This is a genomic window from Bradyrhizobium sp. LeoB3, from assembly GCF_055456055.1.
The window spans coordinates 1-473 of the sequence record NZ_JBVBEF010000380.1 but is presented as its reverse complement, the minus strand read 5'-3'; the positions used below and the strand labels follow the sequence as shown (position 1 = coordinate 473).

Below are 473 nucleotides of genomic sequence, written 5' to 3'. Positions count from 1 at the left end.
GAGCTATGGCCGAAATTGGGTGATGGGGCCGATCAGGCGGCGCGGTTAGCTGGCGTCGTCGATTCTGCGACGCCGTCGGTAAATTTGACGCCGGCAATGACCCTTGGCAACTGATTTTCGCCCTTCAGCCGGCGCCAGGTTTTGGCGGCGCTCATGACGAGCTTGAAGACCATGAGCCTTGCCGTCTTGTGCGACAGGCTTCCCTTGGAGCGGACGGTCCGGTGGCGGACTGTGGCGAAGACGCTTTCGATCGGGTTGGATGTGCGCAGGTGGTCCCAATGCTCGGCCGGGAAGTCGAAGAAGGCCAGCAACTCGTCGCGGTCCTTCGTCAGGCAGTCGACCGCCTTTGGGTATTTGACGGCGTACTTGTCGACGAAGACGCCAATCGCAGCTTCGGCGCTCGCCCGATCCGGCGCATCGCGGATCTCGCGGAGATCGGCCTTCATGTTCGGCTGCACCGACTTCGGCACCTT

1 protein-coding gene is annotated in these 473 nt (G+C 62.4%); it reads right to left on the bottom strand.

From position 1 onward, the window contains the following. Positions 1-32: 32 nt before the first annotated feature. Positions 33-473: transposase (locus tag ACZXDY_RS46420; RefSeq protein WP_464350090.1), on the bottom strand; the 441-nt coding region annotated here is incomplete at its 5' end.